Origin of the sequence: Kribbella orskensis (assembly GCF_004342085.1) — a bacterium.
Taxonomy (GTDB): domain Bacteria; phylum Actinomycetota; class Actinomycetes; order Propionibacteriales; family Kribbellaceae; genus Kribbella; species Kribbella orskensis.
Map to the genome: position 1 here is coordinate 970,143 of NZ_SLWM01000001.1, position 26,854 is coordinate 996,996.

Sequence of the window (26,854 nt, forward strand, 5' to 3'; positions counted from 1 at the left end):
TACCCACTGCTCTGGGGGGTTACCCCACTGTTCTGACAGTGGGCGAACCCCCACGGCACGGGCGGAGCACACTCTGCGGCTGCGCGAGCGAGGTTTCGCGCCCTCCGGGGTGCGCTAGTGCTTCTGGGGGTTCGCTGCCTCCTCGGGGGTTACCCACTGCTCTGGGGGTTACCCCACTGTTCTGACAGTGGGCGAACCCCCTCGGCGCGGGCGGGGCACAGTGTGCGGCTGCGCGGGCGAGGTTTCCCGGCAGCTGTTCTCAGGGGTTGAGTGCGGCTTGACCTGGGGTGTAATCATGATTACATGAGTACACAGCATGAGGGTGAGCGCGTGAAGGGCTGGCTGACCGGCCGGCTTCCTTCGGACTGGTTCGAGGGCGAACCAGAGGTGACGATCGACCGCGACGAGATTCTCGTGGTCGGCAGGATTCCGGCGCCGCGGCAGGACGGCGAGGTCAGTGCAGCCTCGCGGTCGGCCGCTGAGGAGGGCCGGATCAAGCAGTTCCGGGAGGACACCCGGGAGAAGCGGATCGAGATCGCCCGCGAGCTCGAGCACGCGACCAGGCAGAAGGTCGCCTGGGGAGTCCAGGCCGGCGACACCCGGACGATCTTCACGTCCCTGTCCGCACCGGTGATGACGAGGCTCCGGCAGCCCGAACGCCAGGTGCTCGACACCCTCGTCGACGCCGGCGTCGCGCGCTCCCGCAGCGACGCCCTCGGCTGGTGCGTCAAGCTCGTCGCCCAGCACAGCGAGAGCTGGCTCGCCGAACTCCGCGAAGCCATGGCCAAAGTAGAAGACGTCCGCCGCTCCGGCCCCAACGCCACCCCCGCCGAGGACGAGTCCAACTCCTAACCCGCATGCCGGCCTCCTGCGGCAGCGCGGGTGAATGGCTCGGGGTCTGTGAGCCGTGGGGTGTTCGGCAGGGGTGGGCGGGCGCGATCCGATCCGATCGCGCCCGCCCTGGGCTCGTGCCGGAGGTGACCCTTCCGGCGCGAGGGATTAGCTGTGCGGCAGCGGGAAACTAGCTGTGCCGCGGCGGGCTGGTTGCCTGGCGTACCGCTCCAGCCGTTGTCGCCGCCGGACCAGTTGCCGTTCGAACCGGCCTGCAAACGCTGTTTCCAACGCAATGTGATTGCGTAAGGCAATTAGCGTTCCCACCGGTCGGTGCTGACCCCCGCGGACTGAACCGGTCAACGCGGTTGAGATCCTGACCGGTATGACCGATGTTGTGATCCGCCGTGCCACCGCCGCCGACGTCGCCGGGATCGTCGCGATGATCGCCGCCGACCAGCTCGGCGCCACCCGCGAGGACCCCTCCGACCTGACGCCGTACCTGGCCGCCTTCGAGCAGCTCGACCGGGACCCGAACCAGGTCCTGGTGGTTGCCGAGCGCAACGGTGAGCTGGTCGGCACGCTGCAGCTGACGATCATCCCCGGCCTGTCCCGCAAGGGCTCGTCCCGCGGCCTGGTAGAGGCCGTCCGGGTGGCCGACTCAGCCCGCGGCGGAGGCCTCGGCACCACCCTGATCGAGTGGTCCATCGAGGAATCCCGCGCCCGCGGCTGCTCCCTGGTCCAACTGACCTCGGACAAGACCCGCACCGACGCCCACCGCTTCTACACCCGCCTAGGCTTCACCAACTCCCACGAGGGCTTCAAACTCAAGCTCTAGTACTCCGCGCCGCCGGATGCCGCCCTAGTACTTGGGGCGGCTCCTCGAGTTGCCCCGGACGGAGGGCTCCGGAATCAACTGACTTTTGCGCTGGGGGCCGTGAAGGTGTTGCAGGAGGCGGGGTTGGTCGTTTTGAAGGAGGAGCCGGACCAGACCCACTGGTTCTTGCGGGAGCCGTGGTCGCGGACCTTCTTCGGGTTGTACTCGTCGCCGCTGTGCTTGGTCATGTACTCCCAGGCGCGGAGCTTGTTGCCCTTGATCCCCAGGCTGACCTTGTTCGCACCGAGGAACGCCGCCCCCAGGCAGTTCGCCTGCAGCTCGACCCGGCGGCTCTCCTCCTGCTTCGCGGCCTGGGTCTTCGCCCAGCCCTCGCGGGAGTCCGCCGAGATCAGGATGTTGGTGAGCTGCTGGACGTGATGGCCGTACTCGTGCGCGAGCGTGTCCATCATGTCGACCCGAGTGGATTCCTTGTCGATCTTGTAGTTCTTGACGTCCTGCTGCCAGCGCATCGAGATGGTCTCGTCGGTGGGACAGTAGAACGCCGTGTCGGACTCGCCGCTGCATGCCGATGGCAACGACTTGCTGTAGAGCACCAGCCGGGGTGCGCGGAACTCGTAGTGGGACTTGCGGACCAGGGGCGCCCAGGCCTTGTTCAGGCACGGCAGCAGCGCCTGGTAGTACTTCAGCACGTTCGCCTGGGTAGTCGGCCTGACGGCCGGCTCGGTGCAGTTGACCGAGGGCACCTTGCCGGCGGTGTAGAGCTCGTTCTTCTGCACCCGCACCGCGTCGGGCACTGTCGGGACGGTCACCGTGACGGTGGGCTGCGGGGGCGCGGGCGCCGGCGGCTCCTCCGACGGCCTGACCGACGGACGGGCCAGCGGGTTCTCGACGGTGTTGTCGAAGTTGTCGATCAGCTTGTAGCTGGCCACCGCACCGCCGCCGAGGGCGATCAGGCCCAGCACCGAGCAGACCGCGATGAGCGGCTTCGAGAACCGCCGCGGCGGCTTCAGCGGCGGCGGAGCGGCCGTGAACTGCGGTACTCCGGTCCGGGTCGAGGTGGAGTGCCAGCCGACCGGGCGGGTGCCACCGAGCTGGCGGGTCCCCTTCAGCGGAGTGACGGGGGCACCGGGCAGTGGAGCGGACGGAGGTGCGCCGAAGCCACGGGCAGCCAACGGGTCGGGGGGCAGCGGAGTACCGCGTCTCAGGGACCGGTCCGTCGAGCTGCGCACCGGGCGTGCCCTGCCGAGGCCGAGTTCCTGACGAGCGGTCTGGAGCGGCGGCACCGGAGTACCGGCCGTGTCCACCGGTGCGTCGCCTGCGCCGCCGGGCAGGAAGTGGCCAGGCATGGGCCCAGCGCCGTGCGACTCCTCGTCAGCCATCAGACGTCCCCAGTCCCGGTCGGTGATCAGCTGACCTTGGTCGCTGCTGCCACGAAAGTGTTGCAAGAACCGGGGTTCATGGTCGAGAAACCCCGGGTCATCCAGAACTGGACGTTCTTGCGGGAACCATGATCGCGCACCGAGCCCGTGGTCAGTTCATCGCCACTGTGCGAACTGCGCCACTTCCAGGCGTTGAGCAGGCCACCACGGATCGGGAAGGTGCCCTTCGCCGCGCTCAGGAAGATCGAGGACAGGCAGGTCGCCTGCAGCGCGAGCCGCCGGCCGATCTCCTGCGCGGCCAGTTCGCTCGGCGCCGCGTCCCGCAGGTTGCGCGACGCCGCGAGGATGCCGGTCAGGTTCGCCACGTGCACCCCGTAGACGTAGCTGAGCGCGTCCGCCATGTCGATCCGGGCCAGCGCCGCGTTCTTCGAGTACTCGTCCTGCAGGTCCTGCCAGGGCAGGGCGACGCTGCCGCCGTTGGCGTCGCAGTACGAGGAGACCTGCTCCTGTACTCCGCACGCGGTCTCCTGGCCGTCGTCGAAGATGATCAGTTGCGGGGCCTTGAACTCGTAGCCGGCTTTGCGGACGACCGGCTCCCACGCGGTGTTCAGGCAGGTCAGCAGAGCCCGGTAGTAGGAGCGAACGCTCTCCTTCGAGGTCGGCGGGAACTGCGGCTCCCGGCACTTGACCGGCGCCAGCTTGCCGTTGGCGTAGAGCTTGTTCTCCTGCGCGACCACGGTGTCCGAGACCGGGTCGGCGTCCGGCTCCACGTCAGTCGGTACGCCGATCGGCTTGGGCGACGGCGTGCCCAGCGGGTTCGCGACGAAGTCGTCGTACGACGAGAGCACCTTGCCGGCCGCGGCGACTCCACCGCCGACGACCAGCAGGGCACCGACGACGATCGCGGCGATCAGGCCCTTCGACCTCTTCCGCGGGTGGAAGGGGATGGGGTCGGGCTGGTACCGCGCCTTGAACGCTGCCGCGGCCGGATCCCCGGACGGCGGTGGTCCGAGGCGGGATCCGTGAAGCTGCGGTGGCCCCGTGGGGGTTTCCGCTCCCGGACCGAGGCGAGGAGTCGGCGCGGCCAGCGGGGTCAGCCCGGCCTGCGGCTTGGCCATCTCGGGTTTGGGTGTTGTCGTGATTGAGGCCTGACCTGTGCCGCCTGGGAGGAAGTGCCCGGGCTTCGGGGCGGCGTCGTTCGGCGTACCGGCCTTGATCGTCTCGTCGGTGGGCGTCTCACCCGCGCCGCCCGGCAGAAAATGCCCGGGCCTGGGCCCAGACTTGTCGGACATGGATTTCCCTGCTTCCCCAGATCGGGCCCGCGGCCCGCCCCACCCATCAGCTGATCGCGGCAAGACCCCCCGGTCCGAACCGCTGGATGATGGTACGTCGCAAACAGTCGTTCGATGTACTTGGTTTGCCGCTGTTGACATCGGATCGCGACCTGCGTCCGCTGGTTGCCTACTCTCCGTACCGAATGGAGCACTGAATGAATGTGCTGGACAGTTTCGCGCTGAACGGCCGGCGGGCGCTGGTGACCGGCGGCAACCGCGGACTTGGCCGCGCCTTCGCCCTGGCGCTCGCGGAGGCCGGCGCCGACGTGGCGATCGTCGCGCGGGACGCCTCGCTGAACGCTCAGGTCGTGGAAGAGCTGGAAGCACGCGGCCGGCGCGGGCTCGCAGTACAGGCCGACATCACTGTGAAGGACCAGGTGACGGCGATGGTCGCCGAGGTCACCTCAGCACTTGGTGGCATCGACATCCTGGTGAACAACGCGGGCATCGCGATCCACCGGCCGGCCCTCGAAGTACCGGACGACGAGTGGCAGCAGGTGATGGACCTCAACGTCACCGCGTTGTGGAACACCAGTACTGCGGTCGCACCCGGCATGATCGCGGCCGGCGGCGGGGCGATCGTGAACGTCGGCAGCATGTCCGCGCAGATCGTGAACCGCCCGCAGTGGCAGGCGTCGTACAACGCGTCCAAGGCGGCGGTCCACCACCTGACCAGAAGTCTTGCGGCCGAGTGGGCGCCGCACGGGATTCGGGTGAATGCGATCGCCCCCGGCTATGTGAAGACCGAGATGGCCCCGGTCGATCGGCCGGAGTTCCGCCAGAACTGGATCCTCGACGCGCCTTTGCAGCGGTATGCCACGCCTGAGGAGATAGCGCCGTCGGTCGTCTATCTCGCCTCGCCAGCAACCTCCTTCATGACCGGCACCATCCTGCTGATCGACGGCGGCTACTCGGTCTATTGAGCGGTCGGCTACTGGCGGCGCTCGGGTCGTTGAAGGGGACTCGGCTAGGGCGGCCCGGGTCGTTGGAGAGGGCTCGGTCGTTGGAGAGGGCTCGGTTTGTTGGGAGGGCTCGGTTGTTGGGAGGGCTCGGTTGTTGGGAGGGCTCGGTTGTTGGGAGGCCTCGGCTCGCCTGATCGTCGACCATGGGCGGATGGGAACAGATCGCCCCGGGTGGATCGACGTGGTCAACGTGGAAAGGCTCATCGGGTAAGGGTCCCACTGGATCGGCTACGACTTCGGCCCGCTGGACTGGGAGGCGATCTGGACCGCCCTCCCCTGGACCGACGCCGACAAGCCCGACGGGTGGTACTCCTCCTATCCGTTGTGCGGCGACCCGATCCTGACGGTCCACCTTGCCGACAACCCCGGCGACGGCGTCGTCAGCTTCCGGTTCACCGGCTCGATCGACTCCGTCCTGGCGGCCCGCCTGGAGACAGCCTTCGAGATCCTCGCCGACATCGTCCCCGCGGACCGGGTGCTCTAGGGTTCGCGCATGGATCTGAGGTTCAGGTGTTCTTGTTGTGGTGAGCTGCATGCGGAACTGCCGATGGCGTTCCATCTCGAGGCCCCGGTCTACTGGAGCCCGGAGATGGCCGACTCACCGGACTGCGAGCTGACCTCGGACCAGTGCGTGATCAATCGGGAGCACTTCTTCGTCCGCGGGCTGATCGAGATCCCGGTACTCGACAGCGAGGAGAGCTTCGCGTGGGGCGTCTGGGTGTCGCTGAGCGAGAAGAGCTTCGCCCACATCTCCGACCACTGGGAGACCGAGGGCCGCGAGCACGATGACCCGTACTTCGGCTGGTTGTCCTCCGCGCTGGACTATGACCCGACCACCGTCAACCTGGCGACGAACCTGCACAGCCGCCCCGTCGGCGTACGGCCCTTCATCGAACTAGAGCCGACGGACCATCCCCTCGCCGTCGAACAACGCAACGGCATCACCCTCGCCAGGGTCCAAGAGATCGCCGAACACGCCCTGCACCCCAACAACTGAAGCCGCGTAAGCAGGCCGCCTACCGCTTGCCGATAGTCGGCGTTGACTGCCTTCCACACAACCCAGCACAACCGCAGGGCGCCCAGCCGCAGCAGCCCTCCTGGGCCTGGCACAGCGCCCGATGGAACGTGGCGCAGTATGCACAGTGGCGATGAACGTCCGGACTCCCTCTCTCGCATAGCCCGGTGGAGCGGTGGTTCGGGTGGGTCGTAGCATCGCGCGGGTGACGGTGAGCTTGGGTGAGGACGCGCGGCGGCTGGTGGATGGCGCCAATCCGGCGGTACTGGCGACGGTGAACGCGGATGGAAGTCCGCAGACCTCCGTGGTGTGGATCGGCCGCGAGGGCGACGAGGTGGTGATCTCGACACAGGCCGGGCGGCGCAAAGACACGAACCTGCGGAACGACCCGCACGCCAGTCTCCTGGTGATCGCCAAGGGCAACCCCGACGAGTACGTCGAGATCCGCGGCACAGCCACCGTCACAGAGGATGTCGGCCGAGCGGTGGCACAGCGATTGGCGGAGGTCTATGCCGGCGAAGGCGCCGGAGCCGAGTACGCCGCGCTGCCTCCTGAAGTCGTCCGCACTGTAGTACGCATAACCCCACACAAGGTCGTCCTCCACGTCTAACCCCAGATCCACGGGGTGGGCGCGGAGCGAGAGCACCGTCGACGTCTGCGCGCTCCCGGCCTGCGCTTCGGCAGTAACCCCGCCAGCGGGGTTACTCCGCCGGCGTCAATTCAGGGCGGTTTGTCCCCTGCGGGCGGTCAGCCCGGCGGGGCGTGGTGCAGCGCCCGCTGACCTGGGTCGTCGGGTGGACGGGTCTGGCTGCCAGGCCCTGGATCGGGCGGGTCGGTATCTGCCCACGGGTCGAACTGCGCGGCGGGGTTGTTCGCGGTGGCGGTTCGATTCACGGCGGTGGTGCGCGCCGGGGTGTGGGCGCGGTTGCGGGCAGCGCTGTCCGACGCTCGGCGGTCGGGGTGGCTGGTGGTGGGGGTGCGGTAGCGGGTTCGGGTGGGGTGGGGTTCGGCCCAAGCAGGGCGGGCGACGGTGACGGTGCCGCGATCAAGGGTGATGTGCCAGCGGCCGTGGTGGGTGTCGATGTGGTGGCGGCGGCAGAGCAGGACCAGGTTGGTCAGGGCGGTGGGGCCGTGGTCGATCCAGGAGATCAGGTGGTGGGCGTCGCAGAAGATCGGCGGGGCTTTGCACACGACGCAGCCCTTGTCGCGGGCGTTCAGGGCGCGGCGCATGGCGCGGTTGACGAAGCGTTGGGCCATGCCGACGTCGAGGGGTTCGGAGTTGGCGCCGAGCACGATCGGGATGATCTGCGCCTCGCACGCCAACCGGCGGATCGCGCCGGCGGACAGTCCCTCGCCGTGGACCAGGGTCCCGACCGCGTGCGCCCCGGCGTCGGTGAGGTCTTTGAGGTCGATGGTGATCGTGATGTGCGCCTTCGGGCCATACCCGGCCACCGCCGCAGCACCACCGCCTGCAGCACCACCGCCTGCTGCACCGGTGTCGGCGGCGCTACCGGCCGCTGGGGTGCCGTTGCCGCCTGCCGATCCGGCCATCTCGGCACCGTCCAGGGTTGCCCCGGCCGGGTCGGCCGGGTCGGCCGGGTCGGCCGGGTCGGCTGAGCTGGCCACGTTGATGGCGTTGGAGGTGACGTTGAGGATGTCGGTGAGGGCGTCGGCGCGGCGCTTGTCCGGTGAGCGGGGGTCCAACTCGCCGGTGACGGTCTTGCGGGGTTTCGAACCCTCGAGGATCAGGGCTTGGAACAGTTCGGCGTTCTCGTTGGCCAGGTAGCCGCTGAACTTCACCCCCCGGTCCGCGGGCCGCACCCGCAACTCCTCCCGGGCATAGGCCTTGTCCTCTTCCGGTGCCGGCCCGTCGGCGTCCAGCAGGTCGCGGGCCCGGCGCGCCGCCTTGCGCAGCTCCGACGGGCCGAAATGGCGCCCCAGCGCGACGAGTTGTTCCTCGGCCACGGCCAGGTCCGCGACCGCGACGGTCCTGGGGACGGCCTCCAGCTCGGCCACGATCGCCGCCGCCTGCGCCGGCGACAACACCACCCCCACCCCCGCACCGGCGTCGGCGCCCGGCTCGCTGTCCGGCTCGTCCGGATTGGCGTCTGCGTCGCTGCCGTCGGTGTCGGGGTCGGGGTTGACCGGTGGCAGGGCGTCGGTCACGGCGGGGTACTTCTGGAGGGCCTTGGCCAGGGCCAGGTCACGCTTGATCACGCCCGGGTCGAGCCGGTGCCGAAACGCCAGCAGCCGGGCGGTGTCACCGGCACCCAGGGTGGCGGCGTGACCGGTCGCGTCGTAGCCGGCCAGGACCTGCAGGCGGTAGGTCTGCAACCGGGACACCTCAGCCTGCAGCGCGTCGAGAGTCGCCAGCTGCTCGCTGTCGCTCATCGACCACACCGGCCGCTCACCCAAGATCTCCATACCCCAGACCCTAGACACCGCCGCCGACAGTTTCTGCGCCGGAAGGCCCTTATTTGTAAGGGATTCCGATCTTCGTCCGGAATTGTGCCAACACTCCGGATCCGGACGAGTTGTCCACAACCCACCGCAACTGTGGACCCAGCGAGAAGGATCCTCGGCGTGTGCGGTCGCCCGGCGGGGCGCCGTACTCGCTAGGAGACGCGGCCGAAGGCTAGGAAGTGGAGGCTGGCGGACATCATCAAGGGATCGGTCTCCAGCAGGCGGGCCAAGACGATTGCGGACGGGAGTAGGCGGGGAATCTCGTCGACAGTGGCGTTGTCGAGGGTGGGGGCTGCTGGGCCTTCCACGCCCAGTACTGCGATGTCGGCGAGGCCAGCGTTCTCGAATTCCGAGCGCAGCTCCTCCGCGTGGTGGAAGTGCGCGTTCGTGAATCCCTCGGGGTCGTCGTAGTTCCGGCCCGTCGCGAGGGCGTCCGTGAACAGGTGAAGGTTGTCCTCGGCGAGCCGGCCGTTGTTGCCGTACTCGAGCAACCCGGCGTACCGGCTGATGCCTGCGGCAACCACCATCCCACCGGGTCGCGTCACCCGGGCAGCCTCGGCCAGCGTTTGCGCGCGATCTGACGCCTCGACCAGGTGATACAGCGGTCCGAGCAGCAACGTCACGTCGACGCTGTCGTCTTCTTGCTCCAACTGCCGCGCATCCCCCATGACTGCTGCGAACGTGCCCACCGCCGCTGCCTTCTCGACATGCTCCACCATTGGATCGACCAAGGTCACCGAATACCCGTCCGCTGCCAGCCATCGCGCATGGACGCCCGTCGCTCCGCCCACATCCAGGATCGTTGCCGGAGGCGCCGGTAGGAGTCGGCGCAAGAGCTCCTGCGTCCGTAAGAACTCCAGCTGCCCGTGGCCCGATCGACTCAGCCGGTCGTCCTCGACATACCGGTCCCGATAGAACGATCTGATCGCCGCATCCAGTTCAACCATTCATCCATCAAACCGTTCCCGAAAACCTCTGACATCCCAATTCCCCAGCCGCTACCCTGTGCACTCGTGCAGAGCAGCCGCATCGTGTTCCTCAACGGATCACGGTCCGCCGGCAGGATGACGTAGGCACACGGCGCTGCCGGAGCCCGTCTTCTACCAGTCGCTGGACGACTTCCGCGGCTCGATCCGGGATCCGTTCTGGACCCGCGGTGCGATTGCCGACCTGTTCGATCAGGTCCTCACCGCGTACCTCGCGTGCCTGCGGGAAGTCGCCGCGGGAGGCTTCCCGGTCATCGCCGAATCGATCACCTCCCCCGCCGAACTACCCCGGTATGTCGAGCTCTTCGGCGAGTTCGAGGTGGTTCTCATCGGCGTCCGTTGCCCTCTGCCGATCGTGCGTGACCGCGAACTGCTCCGTACCGATCGCCTCAACGGACCGCATGAGTTGGACCTCATCGAGTTCGATCAAGTGCACCAGCATGCCGACGAACTCGAGGCCGACACGTCCGCTGAGCCCACCGCCACCTCAGTCGCTCGCATCGTCACCCAACTCTCCGCCCGTTCACCCGGGACCTCCAGCCCCGGCTTCCCCTCCTCCCGCTGAAACAGATCGGCCGCGGTCGGCGGACCGAAGTACCGGAGCGTCAGTCAGCCTGTGGAGCGGGTTACTTGGTAGGTGCGGGTCAGGAGGTCTTCGGTGGGGTTATAGGTGAAAGTCGCCGGTCGGGATGTCGGCGCGGTAGGTCCAGGCTGTGCTGTGGTGGGTGTGGTCCTGGCTGATGACTTGGACTTCGGTGATCAGGGTCGACTGGTCGGCGGTGACGATGAGGCCGGCTTCTTCGTGGAGTTTGCGGATGACCGCGTCTTCGGGGGATTCGCCGGGTTCCAGGGCGCCGGAGGGGAGGTCCAGTGCTCGGTGTTCCAGTGCTCGGTGTTCCAGTGCTCGTAGCGTTCGCGCACCAGGGCGAGGTTGTTGTCGCGGAAGGCGAGGACGCCAGCGTAGTCAGGCATTCAAGTCCAGGCGGAACTCGAGTTCGCCGAATTCGTTCTCGCTCAGTTCGGTGAAGCCGGCCGTGCGGAGGACGGCGAGGCTGGCTGTGTTCGTGGGTTCGACGGCGGCGTGGATCTGGCGGGCGCCCTTGTCTGTCGCCAGCGTGACGACCTGGGCGATGGTCGTTCGGCCGAGGCCTTGGCGGCGACGTGCGGGGCTGACGTAGTACGTGACCTCGGCTTCGCCGTCGAGGATCTCCAGGTCGATGAAACCGACCGCGCCTTCGTCGTCCGAGGTGAGCCAGCCGTGCCGACTCGGTGCCTCAAGCAACGGTGTCCAGCGGGCGACCGCATGCCCGTAGAACCCGCCGAAGATCGCGCCGCCGACCGGGTCCGCCGCCAGCCATTGTTCGACCAGCCGCAGCCCGTCCCCGTCCATCGGCCTCACCCGCATGCCACGAAACTCTGCCCCACCCCACCCCCCTTGTCGACCCACCCGCGCGCCGGTACGGCGGACCGCCCACGCGCCCGTACGGCGTACCGGCACGTCTAATTGGCTTGCGGGTTCTGTGGCAGGGGCGGTTGGGTGGCGGGATGGCTGAGCTGGGGCGGGATGAGTATCCGTTGGCGTCGAAGTACGACGCGGACTGGTTGCTCGACTGCGACATGGGACCGAATCCGTTGTGGTTGCTCGAGGATCTCGCCCGGGATCTCGACCTGCGGCCCGGGATGAAGGTGCTCGACCTCGGCTCCGGGAAGGGCGCCACATCGGTGTTCCTGGCGAAGGAGTTCGGCGTACAGGTCTGGGCCGCGGACCTCTGGATCGACCCGACCGACGCGGCCGCGAACTTCGCGAGCCAGGGCGTCGAGGTGACCGCGATCAAGGCGGAGGCGCACGCATTGCCCTTCGCGCGGGAGTTCTTCGACGCGATCGTCTGTATCGACGCCTACGAATACTTCGGTACTGCGGACAACTACCTCGCCTACATCACCGGATTCCTCAAGCCAGGCGGGCAGTTCGGCATCGCCACGCCCGCGCTGACCCGGGAGGTCCGCGAGCTCGGCGAGATCCCCGCGCACATCAAGAAGCTCGTCGGCTGGGAGGCGATCGCCTGGCACACGGCCGACTGGTGGAGGTTCCACTGGGAGATCACCGAGCTCGTCGAGGTCACGTCTGCGCGGCTGCAGGAGTCCGGCTGGCGCGACTGGCTGACCTGGGCGCAGGTGAGCTCCGAGCGCAACGGCAGCCCCGATCCGAGCCTCGAGATGCTGGCGGCGGACCAGGGCGAATACCTGACGTTCGCCCTGGTCACGGCCCGCAAACCCGGCTGACCGGTCCCCGCCCGCCGAGCCCCGGGTGTGCGCGATTCACCAGGCCTGAGCAATGCTGTCCGTATGAGCTGGGCTATCTACGCGATGCGAGGGCCAGGGGGCGTACGCCGCCTCGACGAAATTCCGGACGGCTACGAGCCGCCGTCCCTCGGTACTGCGGAGGCGGTGGTCGAGGCGGTTCGCGAGGTGGTGCCGGGCGTGGACGCGAGCAAACGGTCCTGGCTGCTGCTGCAGAGCGACGAGTACGACGTCGAGATGACGATCGGCAAGGGTGTCGAGGTCCGCGACATCACCTTCTACATCAACGACGGGGCCCGCTCGATCCCGGTGGTGATGGAGATCAGCAGCCGGCTGGGCGTCACGCCGTACGACACGGAGTCGGGCAACTTCCTCACCGAGGAGTCGAAGCCGCCGGTACCGCCGCCGCTGACCGAGGAAGAGATCAAGGAGAACAAACCCAAGTGGTGGAAGTTCGGCCGCAGCTGACAACCGCTCGTACTGCGGTGCCGGTGGTCAGGTAGCCGGGCGGGTGGCGACCAGGGTGCCGATCTTGTTGATGCGGTGTTCGGGGTTGCCGAGCGCGTCGCTCCAATAGTTGCCCTCCGCGTGGTCCTCCGGGGTCGCGCAGGTAGAGAGCGTGATCATGGCGCGGGTCGGCTTCTCCCCCGGCCGACCGGGGACGGCCGCGTTCTGCTGGGCCTTCTCCTCAGGCTTGCGGAACGAGATCTTCATCGACTTGATGACCACGTAGTCGTGTAGTCGTAGATCATCCCGTCCGCGGTCACCAGGATGTGGTCGCCGTTCTGCAGCTCCGGCACCCGTCCGAACGGCCTCCCGTGCGTGGTCCGGTGCGCGGTGAGGATGAAGTTGCCGGTTTCGCCCGGACCGACCCCGCCGGCCGATCCGCGCGGGCTGGCGGCGACCCCGCGGTCCTGGATCACCGTGCCGGGGCGGTCGTCCGCAGTACCGGTGTAGGCCACTACCCTCAGCTCGCGTACCCCGATCGCCGGGATCCCGATGCTCATCGCGGTCGTCGTCATCGTCCTCTGGGCCGTCGGCTTCGCCTGCGGGCGCACGGTCTTCTCGGGCACCGAACGCTCAGGCTCCGTCGGCTTCGGGTCCAAGGTCGGCTTGGTGGGCGTGGTCGGCGGAGCCGTCGAAGGCGTGCCGGCGACGTCCGAGCAGCCCACCAGGGCAGCCGTCAGCAGTACCGCGACCGCTAACCGCCCCACCATGCTGAAAAAGTAGCTCGCAACGCCAACTAGGCAGGTGCGTGCTCCTTCAGGACAGTCATGAACGCACGCATCCAGCCCGGGTGGTCCGGCCACGCGCGCCCCGACACCACGGTGCCGTCCACAACCGCGTCACCGTCGACCCACTCGCCACCGACTGCCCGGATGTCGGCCGCCAGGGCGGGGTACGCCGAAGTCTTGCGCCCCTGCAGTACTCCGGCCGCCGCCGGGATGAGCGGTCCGTGACAGAGCTGCGCGACGGGCTTCGCCTCCCCGTAGAAGTGCTTCACGATCCGCAGGCAGTCCTCGTCGTTGCGGATGTACTCCGGCGCGCGCCCGCCAGGGATCACCAGCGCGACATAGTCCTCGGGATTCACGTCGGCGAAGGCGAGATCGGCCTGCCAGGTGTGCCCGAGCTTCTCCGTGTACGTGTCGAACCCGTCCACGAAGTCGTGCACCACGAACTGCAACTTCTTCGCACTCGGCGCCGCAATGTCAACCTCGTACCCCTCCTCCTGCAACCGCTGGTACGGGTAGAACACCTCGAGCGTCTCCGCCGCATCCCCCGTGAGAATCAATACCTTCGCCATCACAACTCCTCAGCCCGCCGGGTCCTCCTGCCTGTCAGCCTCCGCCGCCGCCCCACAACCGGTCAACCCCCGCCCTCCCAACCTCACCCCCCGCAGCCGACCGCAACCCGGTCGTCCCTCGCCGCACCCCGTCAACCGCGACGCCGGGAGCAGGCGTTATCGGAACCTGCCCTTTTCCGGCTCGCCGGTGAGAACGGTCGATACAGCAGAACTGCGGCACCAGCGGTGCAACCGCACGCAGGTTGAGCGGCTCATGACGCTTGGTCGCCGCCGGGGAGGACAAGTCCGTTCTCGTAGGCGAAGACGACGAGTTGGGCGCGGTCGCGGGCGCCGGTCTTCGTCATGGCGCGGTTGATGTGGGTCTTGGCGGTCGCGGTGCTGATGAACAACTGGTCGGCGATCTCGTCGTTGGACAGGCCCTGCCCGACGAGGGCGGTGAGCTCGCGTTCCCGGGCGGTGAGCTCGACCAAGCCGGGTCCGGGTGCGCCGCGTCCGGGCTGCGGTTGGGCGAGGAAGCGTTGGATGAGGGCGGTGGTCGCCGCAGGTGACAGCAAGGATTCGCCGGCCGCGACGGTACGGATGGCTTGCAGCAGAGTCTGGGGGTCGACACCTTTGCCGAGGAAACCGCTGGCCCCGGCACGCAGGCCCGCCACCACCAGTTCGTCGGTCTCGAACGTGGTCAGCACGAGAATCTTCACTCCAGCGAGCGCCTCGTCGGCGGTGATGCGCCGGGTGGCTTCGATGCCGTCCATGTCGGGCATGCGGATGTCCATCAGGACGATGTCGGCGCGGTCGGCGCGTGCGCGGACGACGGCTTCGGCGCCGGTGGATGCCTCGCCGACGACCTCGATGCCATCGGTGGAGTCGAGCAGGAGGCGGAACGTGGCGCGTAGCAGGGTCTGGTCGTCGGCGAGGAGTACGCGGATGGTCACGGCTTCACCGTTTCGGAGTCGATCGAGATACCGGAGAGGTGGCCCGGCCGGCCGCGGGGAGGGTGGCGTGGACGAGGTAACCGCCGTCCGGCCGGGGTTGGGTGGTCACGTCGCCGCCGCAGGCGTGTGCGCGTTCCCGCATGCCGATGAGGCCGTGCCCCGTTCCTGGTGCCGATTCTGTGCGATGTCTGTCGACGGTGGGACTGTTGCGGATCTCGAGGTCCAGCTGGGTCGGTGACCAGGTGAGCGTAACCTCGGCAGTGGCGCCGGGTGCGTGTTTGGCGACGTTGGTCAGTGCTTCCTGCACGATGCGGTAGGCGGCTACGTCCACACTGCCAGGAAGCTGTAGGGGTGTGCCGACGACGGTGAGGGATAGGTCCACACCGGCTGACCGTGATCCGGCCAGCAACTCGTCGAGCCGATCCAGTCCAGGTACGGGGCGCAGCCCGTCGGAGGTGTCGGCGGCACGGTTGCCGAAGTCGGTGTCGTAGCGCAGAAGCCCGATGGTGGCCCTCAGCTCGTCCAGGGCTCGCATCGTGTGCTTGGTGATATCGGTCAGGGCGGTAGCGGCGGCCGTCGGGTTGGTGCTCAGCAGATGGTTGGCCACGCCGGCCTGGGCGTTGACCACGGTGAGGTGGTGCGCCAGGGTGTCGTGCAGGTCCCGGGCGATGCGCAGCCGTTCGTCCACTATGTGCTGGCGGATCTCGGTCCTGCGCTCACGCTCTGCCTGTTCCCTGCGTTCCCGGCGGGCGGTGACCAGACTGCCGGCCGCGGTGGCGATGACGACCAGCTGGAACATCACCAGGTCGGTGGCGAGCAAGGCGAGCGGCCGGGCGATGACGGCGACCGCGAACAGGACGACTGCGGCACCGAGGCCCGCGGGCCAGCCGATGCGGCGTGGCCGGCGGGCGGCGACGGTCCAGGCGGCGACCATGGTGGCCAGCGGCACCGGCTGGTAAGCGCCCATCGCCAGCGGCGCGGTCAGGGTGAGACCCGGATCGATGTAAGGCACCAGGATGAGGTGCAGTGACTCGGCGGTGACGACACCGGCGAGCGCCGCGAGCGGCCATCGGGTGCGCAGTAGCAGCGGCAGCCACGCCACCACAGTGAATGCCAGCAGCGTGGCGCTGGGGAACTCGGCGTGCCCTTCCCTCACGGTGGCGGTGGTCAGCATCACCACGAGCACGACCGTGAGGAACAGCGCTTCCGCCCACAGGCGCGGGCGCCGAGGCACAGCAGGCGGGGACGCAGGCGCCTCAGGCTGAGTCGTGGGCGCCTGCGTTTCCATCGTCATCTCCTCAGCCCTACGATCCTGTCCTGCTCTGGCCGGCGGCCACCGGCTCGGCGTCCGGTGCGACAGCCGACTCGGCGTCCGGGCCTTCGATCGACAGGCGAGGGGTGATCCGCTCGGCCCACGCCGGGTAGGACCAGTTGCGCCGGCCGATCAGCGTCATCAGCGCGGGCAGGAGCGTCAGGCGCATCACGAACGCGTCGATGAGGACGGCGATGGCCAGGCCGATGCCGATGGCCGAGACGATACGCTCGCCGCTGAAGCTGAACGAGGCGAACACGCAGAGCATGATCGCGGCGGCTGCGGCGATCACCTTCCCGGTCTCGACCATCCCCACCCGGACGGCGCGAGTGTTGTCGCGGGTGTGGGTCCATTCCTCGTGCATGCGGCTGACCAGGAACACCTGGTAGTCCATCGACAGGCCGAAGACCACACCGACGATGATGACCGGGACGATGTACATCACCGGTGCGCCGTCGCCGACACCGATCAACCCGCTCCCCCAGCCGAACTGGAAAATCGCGGTGATCGCTCCCAAGCCGACCAGGATGGTCGCCAGGTTGCTCAGGGCGCCGACCAGTGGCACGAGCACGCTGCGGAACGCCAGGGCCAGCAGCAGGAACCCGAGAAGGGCGACCAGACCCAGGTACAGCGGCAGCTTGCCCATCAGCGCGTCGCCCAGGTCGATTGCGGTGGCGGTCGTGCCGCCGACAAAGACCTGAAGCCCGGTGCCCTCATTCGCCGCGGGGATCACGTTCTCGCGGAGGTCGCTGACCAGATCCGCGGTTTCCTTGGCCTGCGCGCTCGTGGTGGGGGTGACGGTGGCCACGGCGATCCGCTGTCCCGCACCGGCGGGTGCCGCGGTGACGGCGGCGACACCCTCGACAGTTTTCACGTCACTCATCAGCGAGCTGAACGCAGCCGCGGCGGCCGCGTCAGGCGTGCGGGCCACCAGGAGCAGCGGAGCGTCGATGCCGGCGCCGAAGGTGTCTGCCATCACCTCGGAGTACGCCCGCGACTGCGATCCGGCGGGGTCGCTGCTAGCGTCCGCGTCACCCACCCGCATGCTCGCCACCGGCGCGGCCAACCCGACCAGCACCAGCAGGGCGACAGCGCCAACACGCCGCGGCGCCCGCTGCACCAGCTGGGCCCACCGCCCGGCCAGACCCGGACGCCGTTGCCGCGACACCGCGCCGGCGTCCCCATCGCCGGTGTCTGCTGCCAGCGCGCGACGCTGACGACGGGACAGGACCTTGTGGCCAAGGATGCCCAGCAGCGCCGGCAGCAACGTGATGGCGGCGGCGACCGTCAGCAGGACGGTAACCGCGGCCGCCTGCCCCATGCCGGTCAGAACGTCGAGGTTGACCAGGAACATGCCGAGCAGGGCGACCACGACGGTGATGCCCGCGAAGATCACGGCACGACCCGAGGTGTCCAGCGCCTGCTGGATCGCGTCTGGCACACTCGCGCCGCTCAGCACGGCCTTGCGGTATCGGTTGACGATGAACAGGGCGTAGTCGATGCCGACGCCCAGACCAATCAACGCGCCCATCGTCAGGCTGGTAGCCGACAGGTCGACCACGTGCGCGCCGAGCACGACCAACAGCATCGACGCGCCCACACCGACGACGCCAGTGATGATCGGAAGCAGCGCTGCCCACATCGAACGGAACACCAGCAACAGGATCGCCAGCGCCGCCAAGATGCCTACCACCTCGGTGCCGTGCGACGGCGCGGGCTGCTCGATGAAGGCCTGCCCACCCGTGTGCACCTCCAGCGACGCGCTCTGCGCCTGCTCGGCGGCCTCCTTGGCAGGCTCGACATCCGCGCCGGCATTCAGCACGACCCGTGCATAGGCGGTACTCGCCGACGCGTTCAGCTGGCCTGCGCCCGCAGCGTCGTACGGGCTGACCACCTGCCGCACGCCCGGTATGTCTCTGACCCGATCCACCAGCGCCGTGATCTCGGTACGCACCACCGGGCTGTTGATCGCGGCGCCGGTGGAGTGCCAGACGATGTTTCCGGTCGTGGTGGCAGCCTGCCCGCCACCGGCCTCCGCCAGAACGCTGTAGGCAGTGGCGGACTCGCTGTCAGGAATATCGGTGGTGTCGGTGAAGGCACTGCCGATGCCCACCGCGACCACCGCCAGACCGACCAACGCAACGATCCAGCCGATCAGGGTGGCCCGCCGCCACTGGTAAACCGTACGGGCTAGAGCTTTCACGAGGGGAACCTTCCGAGAGACTTGTGCAGACGTCTCTCAGGGTTCGCCACCACCCCCTACCGCGTCGTCAACCAGCTGCGGTGATCAACGGCCCAATGGCATACCGCAGGCGCGGTACGCCCGGGGTGGATTAGTGCGGCGGCTAAAGGGTGGTGAGGGTCGCCGGGCCCAGGTGGAGGATGCCGGAGGTCAGGGGTGTGCAGCGGATGCCGCCGTGGCCGCGGAGGGCTTTGAAGGCGCCGGGGGCCAGGACCTGGTCCATCCAGGCGCAGGGGTTGGCAGGGCGGTGGGCTTGGAAGGTGATGGGGCCGGAGCCGCTGTCCAGGGTGAAGGTGGCGCCTGGGACGCGGTGACCGGATTCGTCCAGGTGCGCGGCCAGTTGGTCGACGGGGAAGCCGCGGAGGGCGATGTTGCGGCGGGGTAGGTGCGGGTCCGGGGCCGTCGGGAGGCCGAGGTCGCGGGCGAGCTGGTCGAGAACGCCGGCGTCGAAGACCGTGACTGCTGCGTTGCGGTGGATCGCTTGGTTGAAGTACCTGTCGCCGACGATTCCCAGCCCGGCCTTGATCGTGACCTCGGAGCGCTGGATCGGCTCGGGGTCAGGCCGCGGCCCGTCCAGAGGCCGCCCCTCGAACGCATGCACCTCCGAAACCACCAGCGCCACGATCTCCACCGGCACACCGTCAGCCACACCCCCACGCTACTCGCCACCCACCGCCCCGACCGCGCTCACCCAAGCACGACGTACGCCGGCTGCCGCAGGGGATCAGCCCCAGGTGAGGGGGTCCAGGAGGTGGTAGAACGCCAGGCGGGTGGGGTCGGTGGGGCCGTAGGTGGTGAAGAAGGTGGGGGCGGCGCCGGGGTGTAGTTCGTCGAGTTGGGCCTGAAGGAGGGCCAGGTCGGAGTGGCGGTCGGCGATACCCAGGCGGCCAAGGTCGATCAGGCCCGTGCATTCCAAGGTGTCGGGGTCGAAGAGGACGTTCGGGAGGCAGGCGTCGCCGTGGCAGACGACCAGGTCGGCCGCGGGCACCTCGGCGAGCTCGGCGTGGATCCTGGCTAGCAGGTCCTCCGGGCGGACCCGGCGCCACTCGTCGGTGAGGAAGTCGGGGTTCACGGCACCACGCCGTACTACGTCCTCTGCCTGGCTGACGACGTCTCGCAGCCGACGCTCGAACGGACACTTCTCCGGCGGGAACTCGTGCAAGGACCTGATCACTCCCGCGAGGCTGTCGGACAGAGGGCGAGACCAGGGCAGGTCGGCAGCAGCGACCCCAGGAAGGGCAGTTGTCAGCAGGCAAGCGCCATCGAAGGACTCGACCCAGTCGACCACCTCAGCACCAGGCAGCCCGGTCCCGGCAAGCCACTCCACTCGGTCACGCTCATCACGCAACTCCGGCACCCCAGCGGCGACGCAAAGCTTGGCGAAGACGTCACCGCGGCGGAACACCTCGGTCGCCGACTCCCCAACGGTGACCGGCTCCCACCCACTCCCCGGCAGCTCCATCGATCAATCCTCACACAGGAACCGCTCACCCCGAGGCCACCAGGAGGCGGACTATAGAGTCCCCTCAAGGTGGTTCTGACCGAGATGCGGAGCCGGACATGACGATCCTTCGCTGGCTGCGAACGCGGGATGCCAACCTGTCCGCCCTGCGCCGCAGCTCCCGGGCCGCGCTCGTGATGCCGGTGTTGTTCGCCTTGTACGCCGAGGTGGTCGGCGACGCCAACGCCGCGACGTTCGCCGCCTTCGGCTCGATGTCGCTGCTGATCTTCGTGGACTTCGGCGGCCAGATCCGGGATCGCGTCCTCGCCCAGGGTTCGCTCGTGCTGGCCGGCGCGGTGCTGATCTGCCTCGGGACCCTCGCGGCCCAGCGGATCTGGCTCGCGGTACCGGCGATGTTCCTGGTCTCGTTCGCGGTGTTGTTCAGCGCCGTCGTCAGCTCGGTGTTCGCCAGCGCGACCACCGCTCTGCTGGTCACCTTCGTCCTGCCGGTCAACCTCCCCGGAGCCGTGAGCGCCATCCCGGACCGGCTGCTCGGCTGGCTGACGGCCGGCCTGGTGTCGATGATCGCGATCGCCGTCCTCTGGCCCGCGCCCACCAAGGATCCGTTGCGGCTGGCAACAGCCCGCACCCTGGCCCTCCAAGCCAGAACCCTGCGCACCGAGGTCGCCCGCATCCGCGCCGCCCAAGGCGCCCCGACCACCCAAATCAACAACACCCCGCCCAGCGACGCCCAGACCGCCGACGCCCAGACCAGCGACGCCCAGACCGCCGACCCCGAGATCGCCGACGACCTGACCGACAGCGCCGAGGCCGTCGCAGACCTGCGCAGAACCTTCTTCAGCACTCCGTACCGCCCGACCGGCCTGTCCACCGCGACGCGGACCCTGGTCCGGCTGATCGACCAGATCCTGCTGCTCCAGTCCGTCCTCGAGCAACCCCCGCTCGCCCACACCCCGGGACGGCACGTCAAGGCAGTCTGCGAGGTCAAACTCGCCGCCGCGACCCTGCTCGACCACGGCGCCACCGTGCTGGGAACGGTCGGCGACCCGGCCACCCTCGACGCCGACCTGGCCCAGCTCCGGAAGACCCAGCGGGCGATGGAAGAAGCCATGACCTCGGCCCTTCCACTCAAGGAGGACCACGCCGAGTTCGTCACCTCACTGGAACCGGGCTTCCGTGCCCAGGAGATGGCCTTCGCGATCTCCGAGATCAGCGAGAACCTCCGCTTCACCGTCGCGGCCAGACGCCGTACCTGGTGGCAACACGTCGCCGGCAGTCCCCCACCGGGCGCGGGATCGGTCCTCGCCTCGGCGCAGGATCGCGCGGGTGCCCACGTCGAGCGGCACTCCGTCTGGCTGCACAACAGCGTTCGCGGTGCCGCCGCCCTCGCGCTCGCAGTACTGGTCGCCGATCTCACCGGGGTCGGCCATTCCTTCTGGGTGGTCCTCGGAACTCTGTCGGTACTGCGGTCCAACGCGCTGACCACCGGCCAGAACGTCGTCCGCGCGCTGGCCGGAACGGTCGTCGGCATCCTGATCGGCGTCGCCCTCATCTTCGCCGTCGGCTCCAACACCATGGCCTTCTGGTTCATCCTCCCGATCGCCGTCCTGTTCGCCGGCCTCGCGCCCGCGGCGATCTCCTTCGCCGCCGGGCAGGCCGCCTTCAGCGTGGTGATCCTGATCCTCTTCAGCCTGATCCAGCCGGCCGGCTGGGAACTCGGCCTGGTCCGGATCGAGGACGTCGCCCTCGGCGCAGTGGTCAGTCTCGTGATCGGCGTGGTCTTCTGGCCGCGCGGCGCCGTCCCCGCGCTCCGGCAGGCCCTTTCCGAGGCGCTCTCCGACAGCGCCCGCTACCTCGGCAGTTCAGTCGCGTACGCCGTGTCGCGGTGCGACGCGCTCGCCCCGCGGGCGGACCGGCCGACCGGGGAGGCCCGCGAGGCGGCGGCGTCCGCCCGGCGGCTGGACGACGCCTTCCGCGGGTTCCTCACCGAGCGCGGCACCAAGCAACTCCCGCTCGCCGAGGTGACAGCCCTGATCTCCGCGGTCGCGCTGATCCGCCTGACCGCCGAGTCGATCCTCGACCTGTGGCGCGACGATCAGAGCGAGCCGGGCGTCGACAGAACGGCCGCGCGCGCCGAGATCATCGCCGCGACCGACCAGGTGCTCGCCTGGGACCAGCAGGCCGCCCAGGCCCTCGCCGGTCCCGACGACATCCCGGCACCACTGACCCCCGACCACTCCGCGAACGCCCGGCTCGTCGACGCGGTGCGCCGGGACCTGGGCGGGGCGGAGACCGCGGTCGCAGTACGGCTGATCTGGACCGCCGACCACCTGGACGCGATCCGTCGCCTGCAGCAAAGCCTGTCGGCCCCGGCCGAGCCGATCAACCAGAGCACCCTGGCGAAGTCCCCCGCCTGAGATCTAGGAAGAGGACTCGCGGATGATCAGTTGCCAGGGGAAGTCGAAGACCTGACCGGGCGCCCCTTCGCGGTCGGTCAGCCGGCCGACGATGATCCGGCTCAGGGCCGCGTTGAACCCGACCGGCCCGACCGTCGACAGCGACGGATCGAGGCGTTCGCCCTCCGGGGTGTTGCCCACCCCGATCACCGCGAGATCGCCCGGCACGTCCAGCCGCAGCCGATGCGCCGCCCGGATCGCCGCGATCGCCGCGAAATCCGTGGTGCAGTACAACGCGGTCGGCCGGTCCGGCTTGGTGAGCACGGACATCGCCGCCCGGTAGGCGCCTTCGGGATGCGGCTCGAAGGTCGCCACCTCGCCGAGCGGCAACCCGGCGGCCGCCATCGTCCGCCGGTACGCGTCGAAGCGCGGTGATCCCTCGAGCTTCGCGGTGAGCGCCCCGATCCGGGTGTGCCGTTCGAGCAGATGCTCCACGGCCAGGTGACACCGCGGCTCGGCACCCGACCGGATCACGTCGAATCCCCGCGGCTCCAGCACCTCGCTGAATGCCACGATCTGCACGCCCTGGTCCGCGAAGGCCTCCAGTTGATCCACCAACTCCGGATCGTCGGCGACGTGGTCGATGAAGATCACGTCGGGTGTCCGGTTCGCCAGCACTGTCCGCCAGTCGCCGTCGGCAACGATCAGCGCGGTCTTCCCCAGCGGAGTCACCGCATCGCTCACAGCAGCGGCGACAGCCTGCGCCCACGGATCGGCGAGCACGCTGAGCGACAGCAGGACGAGATCGGACTTGCCGGTGCGAATCGCGCGCGCCGCGTCGTTGCGCCGATACCCGAGCCGGGCCGCCACCTCGCGCACCCGGTGCGCGGTCGTCTCGGAGATCGTCTGGCTGCGGCGATGACCTGACAGCACGTACGACACCGTGGCGATCGAGACCCCCGCCTCGGCAGCCACCGTACGCAGCGTCGGCTTGTCGGTCATCCCCGTCGGCATGACACCGATTCTCTCAGAACGGTGGCCTCAGCCCTTGACGGCGCCAGTGATGACGCCCTTGTTGAAGTGCCGCTGCAGGAACGGGTAGACCATCGCGATCGGCACCAGCGCGACCACCACGACCGCCATCTGCAGGGACTGCGGTTGCGGCGGCGGCGCGACGCCCAACTGGTCCGCCGACAGCGACTTGCCCTGCAGCACGTACGTCCGCAGGATCACCTGCACCGGCCACTTCGCGGTGTCGTTGAGGTACAGCAGCGCGTTGAAGAACGCGTTCCAGAATCCGACCGCGTAGAACAGCCCGACCACGGCGATCACCGCCTTCGACAGCGGCATCACGATCCGCCGCAGGATGGTGAAGTCGCTCGCCCCGTCGATCCGCGCGCTCTCCAGGATCTCCTGCGGCACGTTCATGAAGAACGTCCGCATCACCACGAAATTGAACGCCCCCAGCGCGCCGGGCAGGATGAGCGACCACAGGCTGTCGATCAGCCCGAGCTGCTTGACGATCAGGAACATCGGGATGATGCCCGGCGCGAACAGCAGGGTGAACAGCACCAGCAGCAGCACCGGCCGCCCGAACACCACCGGCTGCGAGGTGGCATAGGCCAGCGCGATCGTGGTGGCCAGCGCGATCGCCGTACCGACCACTGTGACGAAGACGCTGACCATGATCGCGCGTCCCATCAGTCCGCCGCTGAACAAGGTCTCGTAGGCCTTCACCGTCGGGTGCGACGGCCACAGCACGTACCCGCCGGCGGAGATGATGTCCTGGTCGCTGGCCAGCGACGTCGACACGACGACCATGATCGGGATGATGATCGCGAGCGCGAAACCGCCGAGCACGACCGCCTTGATCGTCTGGTAGGCCGGCGACGGCCGCTCCTTCCAGATCGGCCTCATGACTGTCCCCTCTTCTGGAAGATGCCGGGTTCGCCCAGCCGGTGGGCGATCGAGTTGGCGCCCCAGAGCAGCAACGCGCCGACGACTCCCTTGGCCAGACCGGCCGCGGCCCCGCTGCTCCAGTCACCACCGACCACGCCGGCGTAGTACGTGAACGTGTCCAGTACTTCGGCCGCGCCCGGGCCGACCGAGTCGCGCTGCAGGATGAACTGCTCGAAGCCGACGCTGAGCACGTCGCCGATCCGCAGGATCAGCAGCAGCACGATGACGGTCCGCATCGACGGCAGGGTGATGTGCCAGAGGCGGCGCCACCGGCCGGCACCGTCCGCGGCGGCCGCCTCGTACAGGGAGACGTCCACCGCGGACAGCGCGGCGAGGAAGATGATCATCGCCCAGCCTGCGTCCTTCCAGACCAGTTGCGCGACCACCAGCAGCGGGAACGTGTCCGGGTTCGTCATGAACGGGATCGGGTCGAGCCCGGCCTGCCGGAGCAGGTTGTTGACGAAGCCCGCCCCACCGAGCGACTGCTGGAACAGCGCGATCACCAGCACCCAGGACAGGAAGTGCGGCAGGTACGCGATGGTCTGGAACGCCCGCCGGACCCGGTTGCTGACCAGCGAGTCCACGATCAGCGCCATCGCCAGCGGCACCGGGAAGAACAGCACCAACTGGACGAAGGCGAGCACCAGCGTGTTGCGCAACGCGTCCCAGAAGTCGGGGTTGGCGTACAGGTTGATGAAGTTCTGCACGCCGTTCCACTCGCTGTGCATGATCCCGAGGTACGGCTGGAAGTCCTGGAAGGCGACCACGTTGCCGAGCACCGGCACGTAGAAGAACACCAGCAGGAACAGCACCCCGGGCACCATCAGCACCAGCATCTGCCAGTCCCGCCGCAACCGGACCCCGAACGGCAACTCCTGTCCGGTACTGCGCTGACGCCTGCCGCGCCGCCGCTTGGGCGTTTCCCTGACTGCCTTGGCGGAGTCCGGCCGCTCTGTCACCAGTGTCATCGGCGGACTCAGGACGCGGTGACCGGAACGCCGGCGGGCAGCACGGCCTCGAACTCGCCGCGCATCTTGTCACCGCCGCCGGACTTCCAGCGCTTCAGCGCCTCGTCGTACGCGTCCATCTTCTGCCGGCCGGTGACGATGTCGATGATCGTGTCGCGGAACGCCTCGGTCAGCTTGGGCCCGACCTTGCTGCTGGTGTCGGAGTACGTGCCGGCGGTCGGGTTGCGCATCGCGTACTGGAGCAGCTTCTGCTCGGTCGCGTGCACCTTCCGGGTGTCCTCGGGATAAGCAGGGTTGAAGATCACGCTCTCCGGCGCGGTCATGATCTGCAGCGCGCTGACCAGACCGGGCGCCTGCTGGTTGCCGGCCTGGGTGAGCACCGGGTTCTTCTTGGCGTCCAGCGAGTACTGCCGGCCCGCGGTACCGAAGTTCTTCTGCAGGTACTCCTTGGTGCCGAACGGCGCCGAGAGGTAGTTGACCAGGGCAAGGAGTTCGCGGATCCGGCCCTCGTCGGTCTTCTTGAACGGGGTGAACCCGACGGTGCCGTAGCCCATGTCGTAGACCGGCTTGGCCTTGTCGTCGTGGCCGAACGGGATCATCGTGTCGACGAACAGCGTCGGGTCGGCGGCCCGGAAGTCGGCCGTCGCCCGCGGTCCGACGGTGACCTGCGCGGCGATCTGGCCGTTCACCGTCTTGGGCGTCGCGTCGGCCAGGTTGAGGTCGGGGTAGAAGACCTTCGCCGCCCACAGCTTCGCGGCGTACTCGACCGCGGCCTTGTAGTTGTCGGTCTCGTAGAGGTGCGTCAGCGACCGGTCCTGGTTGACCCGCCAGCTGTTCGGCGCACCGAACCACTCGCCGAACATGTGCAGCATGTTCACGATCGCCGGCTCCAGCGCGTAGTTCGTACCGCGGGTCAGCTCCTTGCACTTGGCAAAGAACTCGTCGGCCGTCTTGCACTGCAGGCCGCCCACCTTGGCCCAGGTCTTCGGGTTACCCATCATCACCTGGCCGAACGGCGTCGACGGGATCGGAGCGCCCCAGATCTTGCCGTTCACCACAGCGGTCCGCCAGGAGGCCGGCTTGAGCGCCGCGAGGTTCGGGTACTCCAGCACGGCATCGCCGGCCAGGTACTTGGTCAGGTCCTGGAACTTCGCCTCCAGCATCGGGCCGATGTTCGGGATGCCCTGGTTCGGCGGCAGCCACATCAGGTCCGGCAGCGAGTCGCTGGCCAGCAGGGTGGCGAACTTCTCCGGATAGCCGGGGTCAGTGCCGATGGTGAGCTTCAGGTCCGCTCCGAGCGCCTGGTTCAGCGCCTGCCACATCGGGTTGCTGCCCATCGGCGGCGGAGGCGTCGCGAACGTCTCGGTCAGCGCGGTCACCGCGTTCTTCAGCGGCGGCGCCTGCACGCTCGCGATCGCGTTCTCGGGGAACTGCAGGAAGCCGGGCTCGAGACCGGACTCGGCGCCGGCCAGTTCGGGTCGCAGCCCCTCGAACGCCTTGTACGTCGGCAAGGCCACGTCACTCGACGCCTTGGCGCCACCGCTCGCCGCGCCGCCGTCGCCACAACCGGCCAGCGTCGGGCCGAGAACGACCGCACCCAGCGCGGCGCCACCCAGTCCCAGGAACCGCCTGCGCCCGTACCTGCTCTCCATAACTGACCTCACCCTTTG

The 26,854-nt window shown here is 68.6% G+C and carries 29 protein-coding genes; 10 read left to right on the plus strand and 19 right to left on the minus strand.

The window, feature by feature from the left end; translation table 11 throughout:
• The first annotated feature begins 303 nt into the window (after nt 1-303).
• Together abmR and EV644_RS04715 are read left to right on the plus strand one after the other, a co-directional pair.
• Nucleotides 304-852, plus strand: a complete 549-nt coding sequence (gene abmR, locus EV644_RS04710; protein ID WP_132333268.1) for an ATP-binding transcription factor AbmR — start codon at nt 304-306, stop codon at nt 850-852.
• Between the two features lie 364 nt (nt 853-1,216).
• The gene (locus tag EV644_RS04715; RefSeq protein WP_132333270.1) at nt 1,217-1,669 is read left to right on the plus strand and encodes a GNAT family N-acetyltransferase; all 453 of its coding nucleotides are present in this window, start codon (nt 1,217-1,219) and stop codon (nt 1,667-1,669) included.
• A gap of 74 nt (nt 1,670-1,743) precedes the next feature.
• Here the strand turns inward: EV644_RS04715 and EV644_RS04720 are convergent, their stop codons facing one another.
• Both EV644_RS04720 and EV644_RS04725 read right to left on the minus strand, forming a co-directional pair.
• Nucleotides 1,744-3,048, minus strand: a complete 1,305-nt coding sequence (locus EV644_RS04720) for a neutral zinc metallopeptidase (protein ID WP_132333272.1) — start codon at nt 3,046-3,048, stop codon at nt 1,744-1,746.
• Between the two features lie 26 nt (nt 3,049-3,074).
• Nucleotides 3,075-4,340, minus strand: coding sequence for a neutral zinc metallopeptidase (locus EV644_RS04725; RefSeq protein WP_242001000.1), 1,266 nt, complete (start codon nt 4,338-4,340; stop codon nt 3,075-3,077).
• Between the two features lie 197 nt (nt 4,341-4,537).
• On the opposite strand from EV644_RS04725, the gene EV644_RS04730 reads away from it, so the two are divergent.
• The 4 genes from EV644_RS04730 to EV644_RS04740 all read left to right on the plus strand — a co-directional run bounded on the left by EV644_RS04730 (nt 4,538) and on the right by EV644_RS04740 (nt 6,969).
• Nucleotides 4,538-5,305 carry an SDR family NAD(P)-dependent oxidoreductase gene (locus tag EV644_RS04730; RefSeq protein ID WP_132333274.1) on the plus strand — a complete coding sequence of 256 codons (768 nt, stop codon included), beginning with the start codon at nt 4,538-4,540 and terminating at the stop codon, nt 5,303-5,305.
• Between the two features lie 361 nt (nt 5,306-5,666).
• Nucleotides 5,667-5,828 carry a hypothetical protein gene (locus tag EV644_RS44380; RefSeq protein ID WP_158292738.1) on the plus strand — a complete coding sequence of 54 codons (162 nt, stop codon included), beginning with the start codon at nt 5,667-5,669 and terminating at the stop codon, nt 5,826-5,828.
• Between the two features lie 9 nt (nt 5,829-5,837).
• Nucleotides 5,838-6,341 carry a DUF2199 domain-containing protein gene (locus EV644_RS04735; protein ID WP_132333276.1) on the plus strand — a complete coding sequence of 168 codons (504 nt, stop codon included), beginning with the start codon at nt 5,838-5,840 and terminating at the stop codon, nt 6,339-6,341.
• 223 nt (nt 6,342-6,564) lie between these two features.
• A complete protein-coding gene (locus EV644_RS04740) occupies nt 6,565-6,969 on the plus strand; it encodes a PPOX class F420-dependent oxidoreductase (RefSeq protein ID WP_242001001.1) in 405 nt (134 codons plus the stop codon).
• 137 nt (nt 6,970-7,106) lie between these two features.
• On the opposite strand, the gene EV644_RS04745 is transcribed toward EV644_RS04740, so the two are convergent.
• Nucleotides 7,107-8,783 (minus strand): HNH endonuclease signature motif containing protein, encoded by a 1,677-nt coding sequence (locus EV644_RS04745; protein ID WP_132333278.1) that lies wholly within the window; start codon nt 8,781-8,783, stop codon nt 7,107-7,109.
• A 191-nt stretch (nt 8,784-8,974) separates the two neighbouring features.
• Nucleotides 8,975-9,769, minus strand: a complete 795-nt coding sequence (locus EV644_RS04750) for a class I SAM-dependent methyltransferase (protein ID WP_132333280.1) — start codon at nt 9,767-9,769, stop codon at nt 8,975-8,977.
• A gap of 259 nt (nt 9,770-10,028) precedes the next feature.
• Between EV644_RS04750 and EV644_RS47665 the strand changes: the two genes are divergently transcribed.
• A complete protein-coding gene (locus tag EV644_RS47665) occupies nt 10,029-10,373 on the plus strand; it encodes a phosphotransferase-like protein (protein ID WP_369410485.1) in 345 nt (114 codons plus the stop codon).
• A 99-nt stretch (nt 10,374-10,472) separates the two neighbouring features.
• Here EV644_RS47665 and EV644_RS47670 read toward each other — a convergent pair whose 3' ends face one another.
• The 3 genes from EV644_RS47670 to EV644_RS04765 are packed head-to-tail and all read right to left on the minus strand — an operon-like array spanning nt 10,473 to nt 11,213.
• Nucleotides 10,473-10,625, minus strand: a complete 153-nt coding sequence (locus tag EV644_RS47670; RefSeq protein WP_369410486.1) for a hypothetical protein — start codon at nt 10,623-10,625, stop codon at nt 10,473-10,475.
• Complete coding sequence (locus tag EV644_RS46020) at nt 10,568-10,780, minus strand: hypothetical protein (protein ID WP_242001002.1); 213 nt, start codon at nt 10,778-10,780, stop codon at nt 10,568-10,570. Before EV644_RS46020 ends, EV644_RS47670 begins: the two co-directional genes overlap by 58 nt.
• Nucleotides 10,773-11,213: a GNAT family N-acetyltransferase gene (locus tag EV644_RS04765; RefSeq protein WP_242001003.1), complete on the minus strand. Its 441-nt coding sequence runs from the start codon at nt 11,211-11,213 to the stop codon at nt 10,773-10,775. Before EV644_RS04765 ends, EV644_RS46020 begins: the two co-directional genes overlap by 8 nt.
• 140 nt (nt 11,214-11,353) lie before the next feature.
• On the opposite strand from EV644_RS04765, the gene EV644_RS04770 reads away from it, so the two are divergent.
• Nucleotides 11,354-12,091, plus strand: coding sequence for an SAM-dependent methyltransferase (locus EV644_RS04770; RefSeq protein ID WP_132333282.1), 738 nt, complete (start codon nt 11,354-11,356; stop codon nt 12,089-12,091).
• Nucleotides 12,092-12,154: 63 nt separating this feature from the next.
• Nucleotides 12,155-12,577, plus strand: coding sequence for a hypothetical protein (locus tag EV644_RS04775; RefSeq protein WP_132333284.1), 423 nt, complete (start codon nt 12,155-12,157; stop codon nt 12,575-12,577).
• 27 nt (nt 12,578-12,604) lie between these two features.
• Here the strand turns inward: EV644_RS04775 and EV644_RS46025 are convergent, their stop codons facing one another.
• The 8 genes from EV644_RS46025 to EV644_RS04810 form a co-directional block, all read right to left on the minus strand.
• Entirely contained in the window at nt 12,605-12,823 is a 219-nt protein-coding gene (locus EV644_RS46025) for a sortase family protein (RefSeq protein ID WP_242001004.1), read from the minus strand.
• Nucleotides 12,820-13,326, minus strand: coding sequence for a sortase domain-containing protein (locus EV644_RS04780; RefSeq protein ID WP_242001005.1), 507 nt, complete (start codon nt 13,324-13,326; stop codon nt 12,820-12,822). The genes EV644_RS46025 and EV644_RS04780 overlap by 4 nt, the downstream gene beginning before the upstream one ends.
• A gap of 26 nt (nt 13,327-13,352) precedes the next feature.
• Nucleotides 13,353-13,913, minus strand: coding sequence for a DJ-1/PfpI family protein (locus tag EV644_RS04785; RefSeq protein WP_132333286.1), 561 nt, complete (start codon nt 13,911-13,913; stop codon nt 13,353-13,355).
• 251 nt (nt 13,914-14,164) lie between these two features.
• Nucleotides 14,165-14,845 carry a response regulator transcription factor gene (locus EV644_RS04790; RefSeq protein WP_132333288.1) on the minus strand — a complete coding sequence of 227 codons (681 nt, stop codon included), beginning with the start codon at nt 14,843-14,845 and terminating at the stop codon, nt 14,165-14,167.
• Nucleotides 14,846-14,849: 4 nt separating this feature from the next.
• Nucleotides 14,850-16,133, minus strand: coding sequence for a sensor histidine kinase (locus tag EV644_RS04795; RefSeq protein ID WP_158292739.1), 1,284 nt, complete (start codon nt 16,131-16,133; stop codon nt 14,850-14,852).
• 16 nt (nt 16,134-16,149) lie between these two features.
• Nucleotides 16,150-18,360 carry an MMPL family transporter gene (locus EV644_RS04800; RefSeq protein ID WP_132333292.1) on the minus strand — a complete coding sequence of 737 codons (2,211 nt, stop codon included), beginning with the start codon at nt 18,358-18,360 and terminating at the stop codon, nt 16,150-16,152.
• A 142-nt stretch (nt 18,361-18,502) separates the two neighbouring features.
• The gene (locus tag EV644_RS04805) at nt 18,503-19,048 is read right to left on the minus strand and encodes a molybdenum cofactor biosysynthesis protein (protein ID WP_132333294.1); all 546 of its coding nucleotides are present in this window, start codon (nt 19,046-19,048) and stop codon (nt 18,503-18,505) included.
• 75 nt (nt 19,049-19,123) lie between these two features.
• Entirely contained in the window at nt 19,124-19,861 is a 738-nt protein-coding gene (locus EV644_RS04810; RefSeq protein WP_132333296.1) for an aminoglycoside 3'-phosphotransferase, read from the minus strand.
• 98 nt (nt 19,862-19,959) lie between these two features.
• On the opposite strand from EV644_RS04810, the gene EV644_RS04815 reads away from it, so the two are divergent.
• On the plus strand, nt 19,960-22,278 hold the full coding sequence (locus EV644_RS04815) for an FUSC family protein (protein WP_132333298.1): 2,319 nt from the start codon (nt 19,960-19,962) through the stop codon (nt 22,276-22,278).
• Between the two features lie 3 nt (nt 22,279-22,281).
• On the opposite strand, the gene EV644_RS04820 is transcribed toward EV644_RS04815, so the two are convergent.
• From EV644_RS04820 to EV644_RS04835, 4 genes are read right to left on the minus strand one after another with little or no spacing between them, the layout of a single operon-like run.
• Nucleotides 22,282-23,271: a LacI family DNA-binding transcriptional regulator gene (locus EV644_RS04820; RefSeq protein WP_132333300.1), complete on the minus strand. Its 990-nt coding sequence runs from the start codon at nt 23,269-23,271 to the stop codon at nt 22,282-22,284.
• A 27-nt stretch (nt 23,272-23,298) separates the two neighbouring features.
• Complete coding sequence (locus EV644_RS04825) at nt 23,299-24,174, minus strand: carbohydrate ABC transporter permease (protein WP_132333302.1); 876 nt, start codon at nt 24,172-24,174, stop codon at nt 23,299-23,301.
• Entirely contained in the window at nt 24,171-25,184 is a 1,014-nt protein-coding gene (locus tag EV644_RS04830; RefSeq protein ID WP_242001006.1) for an ABC transporter permease, read from the minus strand. The genes EV644_RS04825 and EV644_RS04830 overlap by 4 nt, the downstream gene beginning before the upstream one ends.
• Before the next feature lie 8 nt (nt 25,185-25,192).
• Nucleotides 25,193-26,836, minus strand: a complete 1,644-nt coding sequence (locus EV644_RS04835) for a type 2 periplasmic-binding domain-containing protein (RefSeq protein WP_132333304.1) — start codon at nt 26,834-26,836, stop codon at nt 25,193-25,195.
• Nucleotides 26,837-26,854 lie beyond the last annotated feature (18 nt).

Excerpts from the sequence above, each read along its gene's own strand:
- abmR (WP_132333268.1), top strand. The coding sequence starts at position 304 with ATGAGTACACAGCATGAGGGTGAGCGCGTGAAGGGCTGGCTGACCGGC.
- EV644_RS04715 (WP_132333270.1), top strand. The coding sequence starts at position 1,217 with ATGACCGATGTTGTGATCCGCCGTGCCACCGCCGCCGACGTCGCCGGG.
- EV644_RS04720 (WP_132333272.1), bottom strand. The coding sequence starts at position 3,048 with ATGGCTGACGAGGAGTCGCACGGCGCTGGGCCCATGCCTGGCCACTTC.
- EV644_RS04725 (WP_242001000.1), bottom strand. The coding sequence starts at position 4,340 with ATGTCCGACAAGTCTGGGCCCAGGCCCGGGCATTTTCTGCCGGGCGGC.
- EV644_RS04730 (WP_132333274.1), top strand. The coding sequence starts at position 4,538 with ATGAATGTGCTGGACAGTTTCGCGCTGAACGGCCGGCGGGCGCTGGTG.
- EV644_RS04735 (WP_132333276.1), top strand. The coding sequence starts at position 5,838 with ATGGATCTGAGGTTCAGGTGTTCTTGTTGTGGTGAGCTGCATGCGGAA.
- EV644_RS04745 (WP_132333278.1), bottom strand. The coding sequence starts at position 8,783 with ATGGAGATCTTGGGTGAGCGGCCGGTGTGGTCGATGAGCGACAGCGAG.
- EV644_RS04750 (WP_132333280.1), bottom strand. The coding sequence starts at position 9,769 with ATGGTTGAACTGGATGCGGCGATCAGATCGTTCTATCGGGACCGGTAT.
- EV644_RS46020 (WP_242001002.1), bottom strand. The coding sequence starts at position 10,780 with ATGCCTGACTACGCTGGCGTCCTCGCCTTCCGCGACAACAACCTCGCC.
- EV644_RS04765 (WP_242001003.1), bottom strand. The coding sequence starts at position 11,213 with ATGCGGGTGAGGCCGATGGACGGGGACGGGCTGCGGCTGGTCGAACAA.
- EV644_RS04770 (WP_132333282.1), top strand. The coding sequence starts at position 11,354 with ATGGCTGAGCTGGGGCGGGATGAGTATCCGTTGGCGTCGAAGTACGAC.
- EV644_RS04775 (WP_132333284.1), top strand. The coding sequence starts at position 12,155 with ATGAGCTGGGCTATCTACGCGATGCGAGGGCCAGGGGGCGTACGCCGC.
- EV644_RS46025 (WP_242001004.1), bottom strand. The coding sequence starts at position 12,823 with ATGAAGATCTCGTTCCGCAAGCCTGAGGAGAAGGCCCAGCAGAACGCG.
- EV644_RS04780 (WP_242001005.1), bottom strand. The coding sequence starts at position 13,326 with ATGGTGGGGCGGTTAGCGGTCGCGGTACTGCTGACGGCTGCCCTGGTG.
- EV644_RS04785 (WP_132333286.1), bottom strand. The coding sequence starts at position 13,913 with ATGGCGAAGGTATTGATTCTCACGGGGGATGCGGCGGAGACGCTCGAG.
- EV644_RS04795 (WP_158292739.1), bottom strand. The coding sequence starts at position 16,133 with ATGGAAACGCAGGCGCCCACGACTCAGCCTGAGGCGCCTGCGTCCCCG.
- EV644_RS04810 (WP_132333296.1), bottom strand. The coding sequence starts at position 19,861 with ATGGAGCTGCCGGGGAGTGGGTGGGAGCCGGTCACCGTTGGGGAGTCG.
- EV644_RS04815 (WP_132333298.1), top strand. The coding sequence starts at position 19,960 with ATGACGATCCTTCGCTGGCTGCGAACGCGGGATGCCAACCTGTCCGCC.
- EV644_RS04820 (WP_132333300.1), bottom strand. The coding sequence starts at position 23,271 with ATGCCGACGGGGATGACCGACAAGCCGACGCTGCGTACGGTGGCTGCC.
- EV644_RS04825 (WP_132333302.1), bottom strand. The coding sequence starts at position 24,174 with ATGAGGCCGATCTGGAAGGAGCGGCCGTCGCCGGCCTACCAGACGATC.
- EV644_RS04830 (WP_242001006.1), bottom strand. The coding sequence starts at position 25,184 with ATGACACTGGTGACAGAGCGGCCGGACTCCGCCAAGGCAGTCAGGGAA.
- EV644_RS04835 (WP_132333304.1), bottom strand. The coding sequence starts at position 26,836 with ATGGAGAGCAGGTACGGGCGCAGGCGGTTCCTGGGACTGGGTGGCGCC.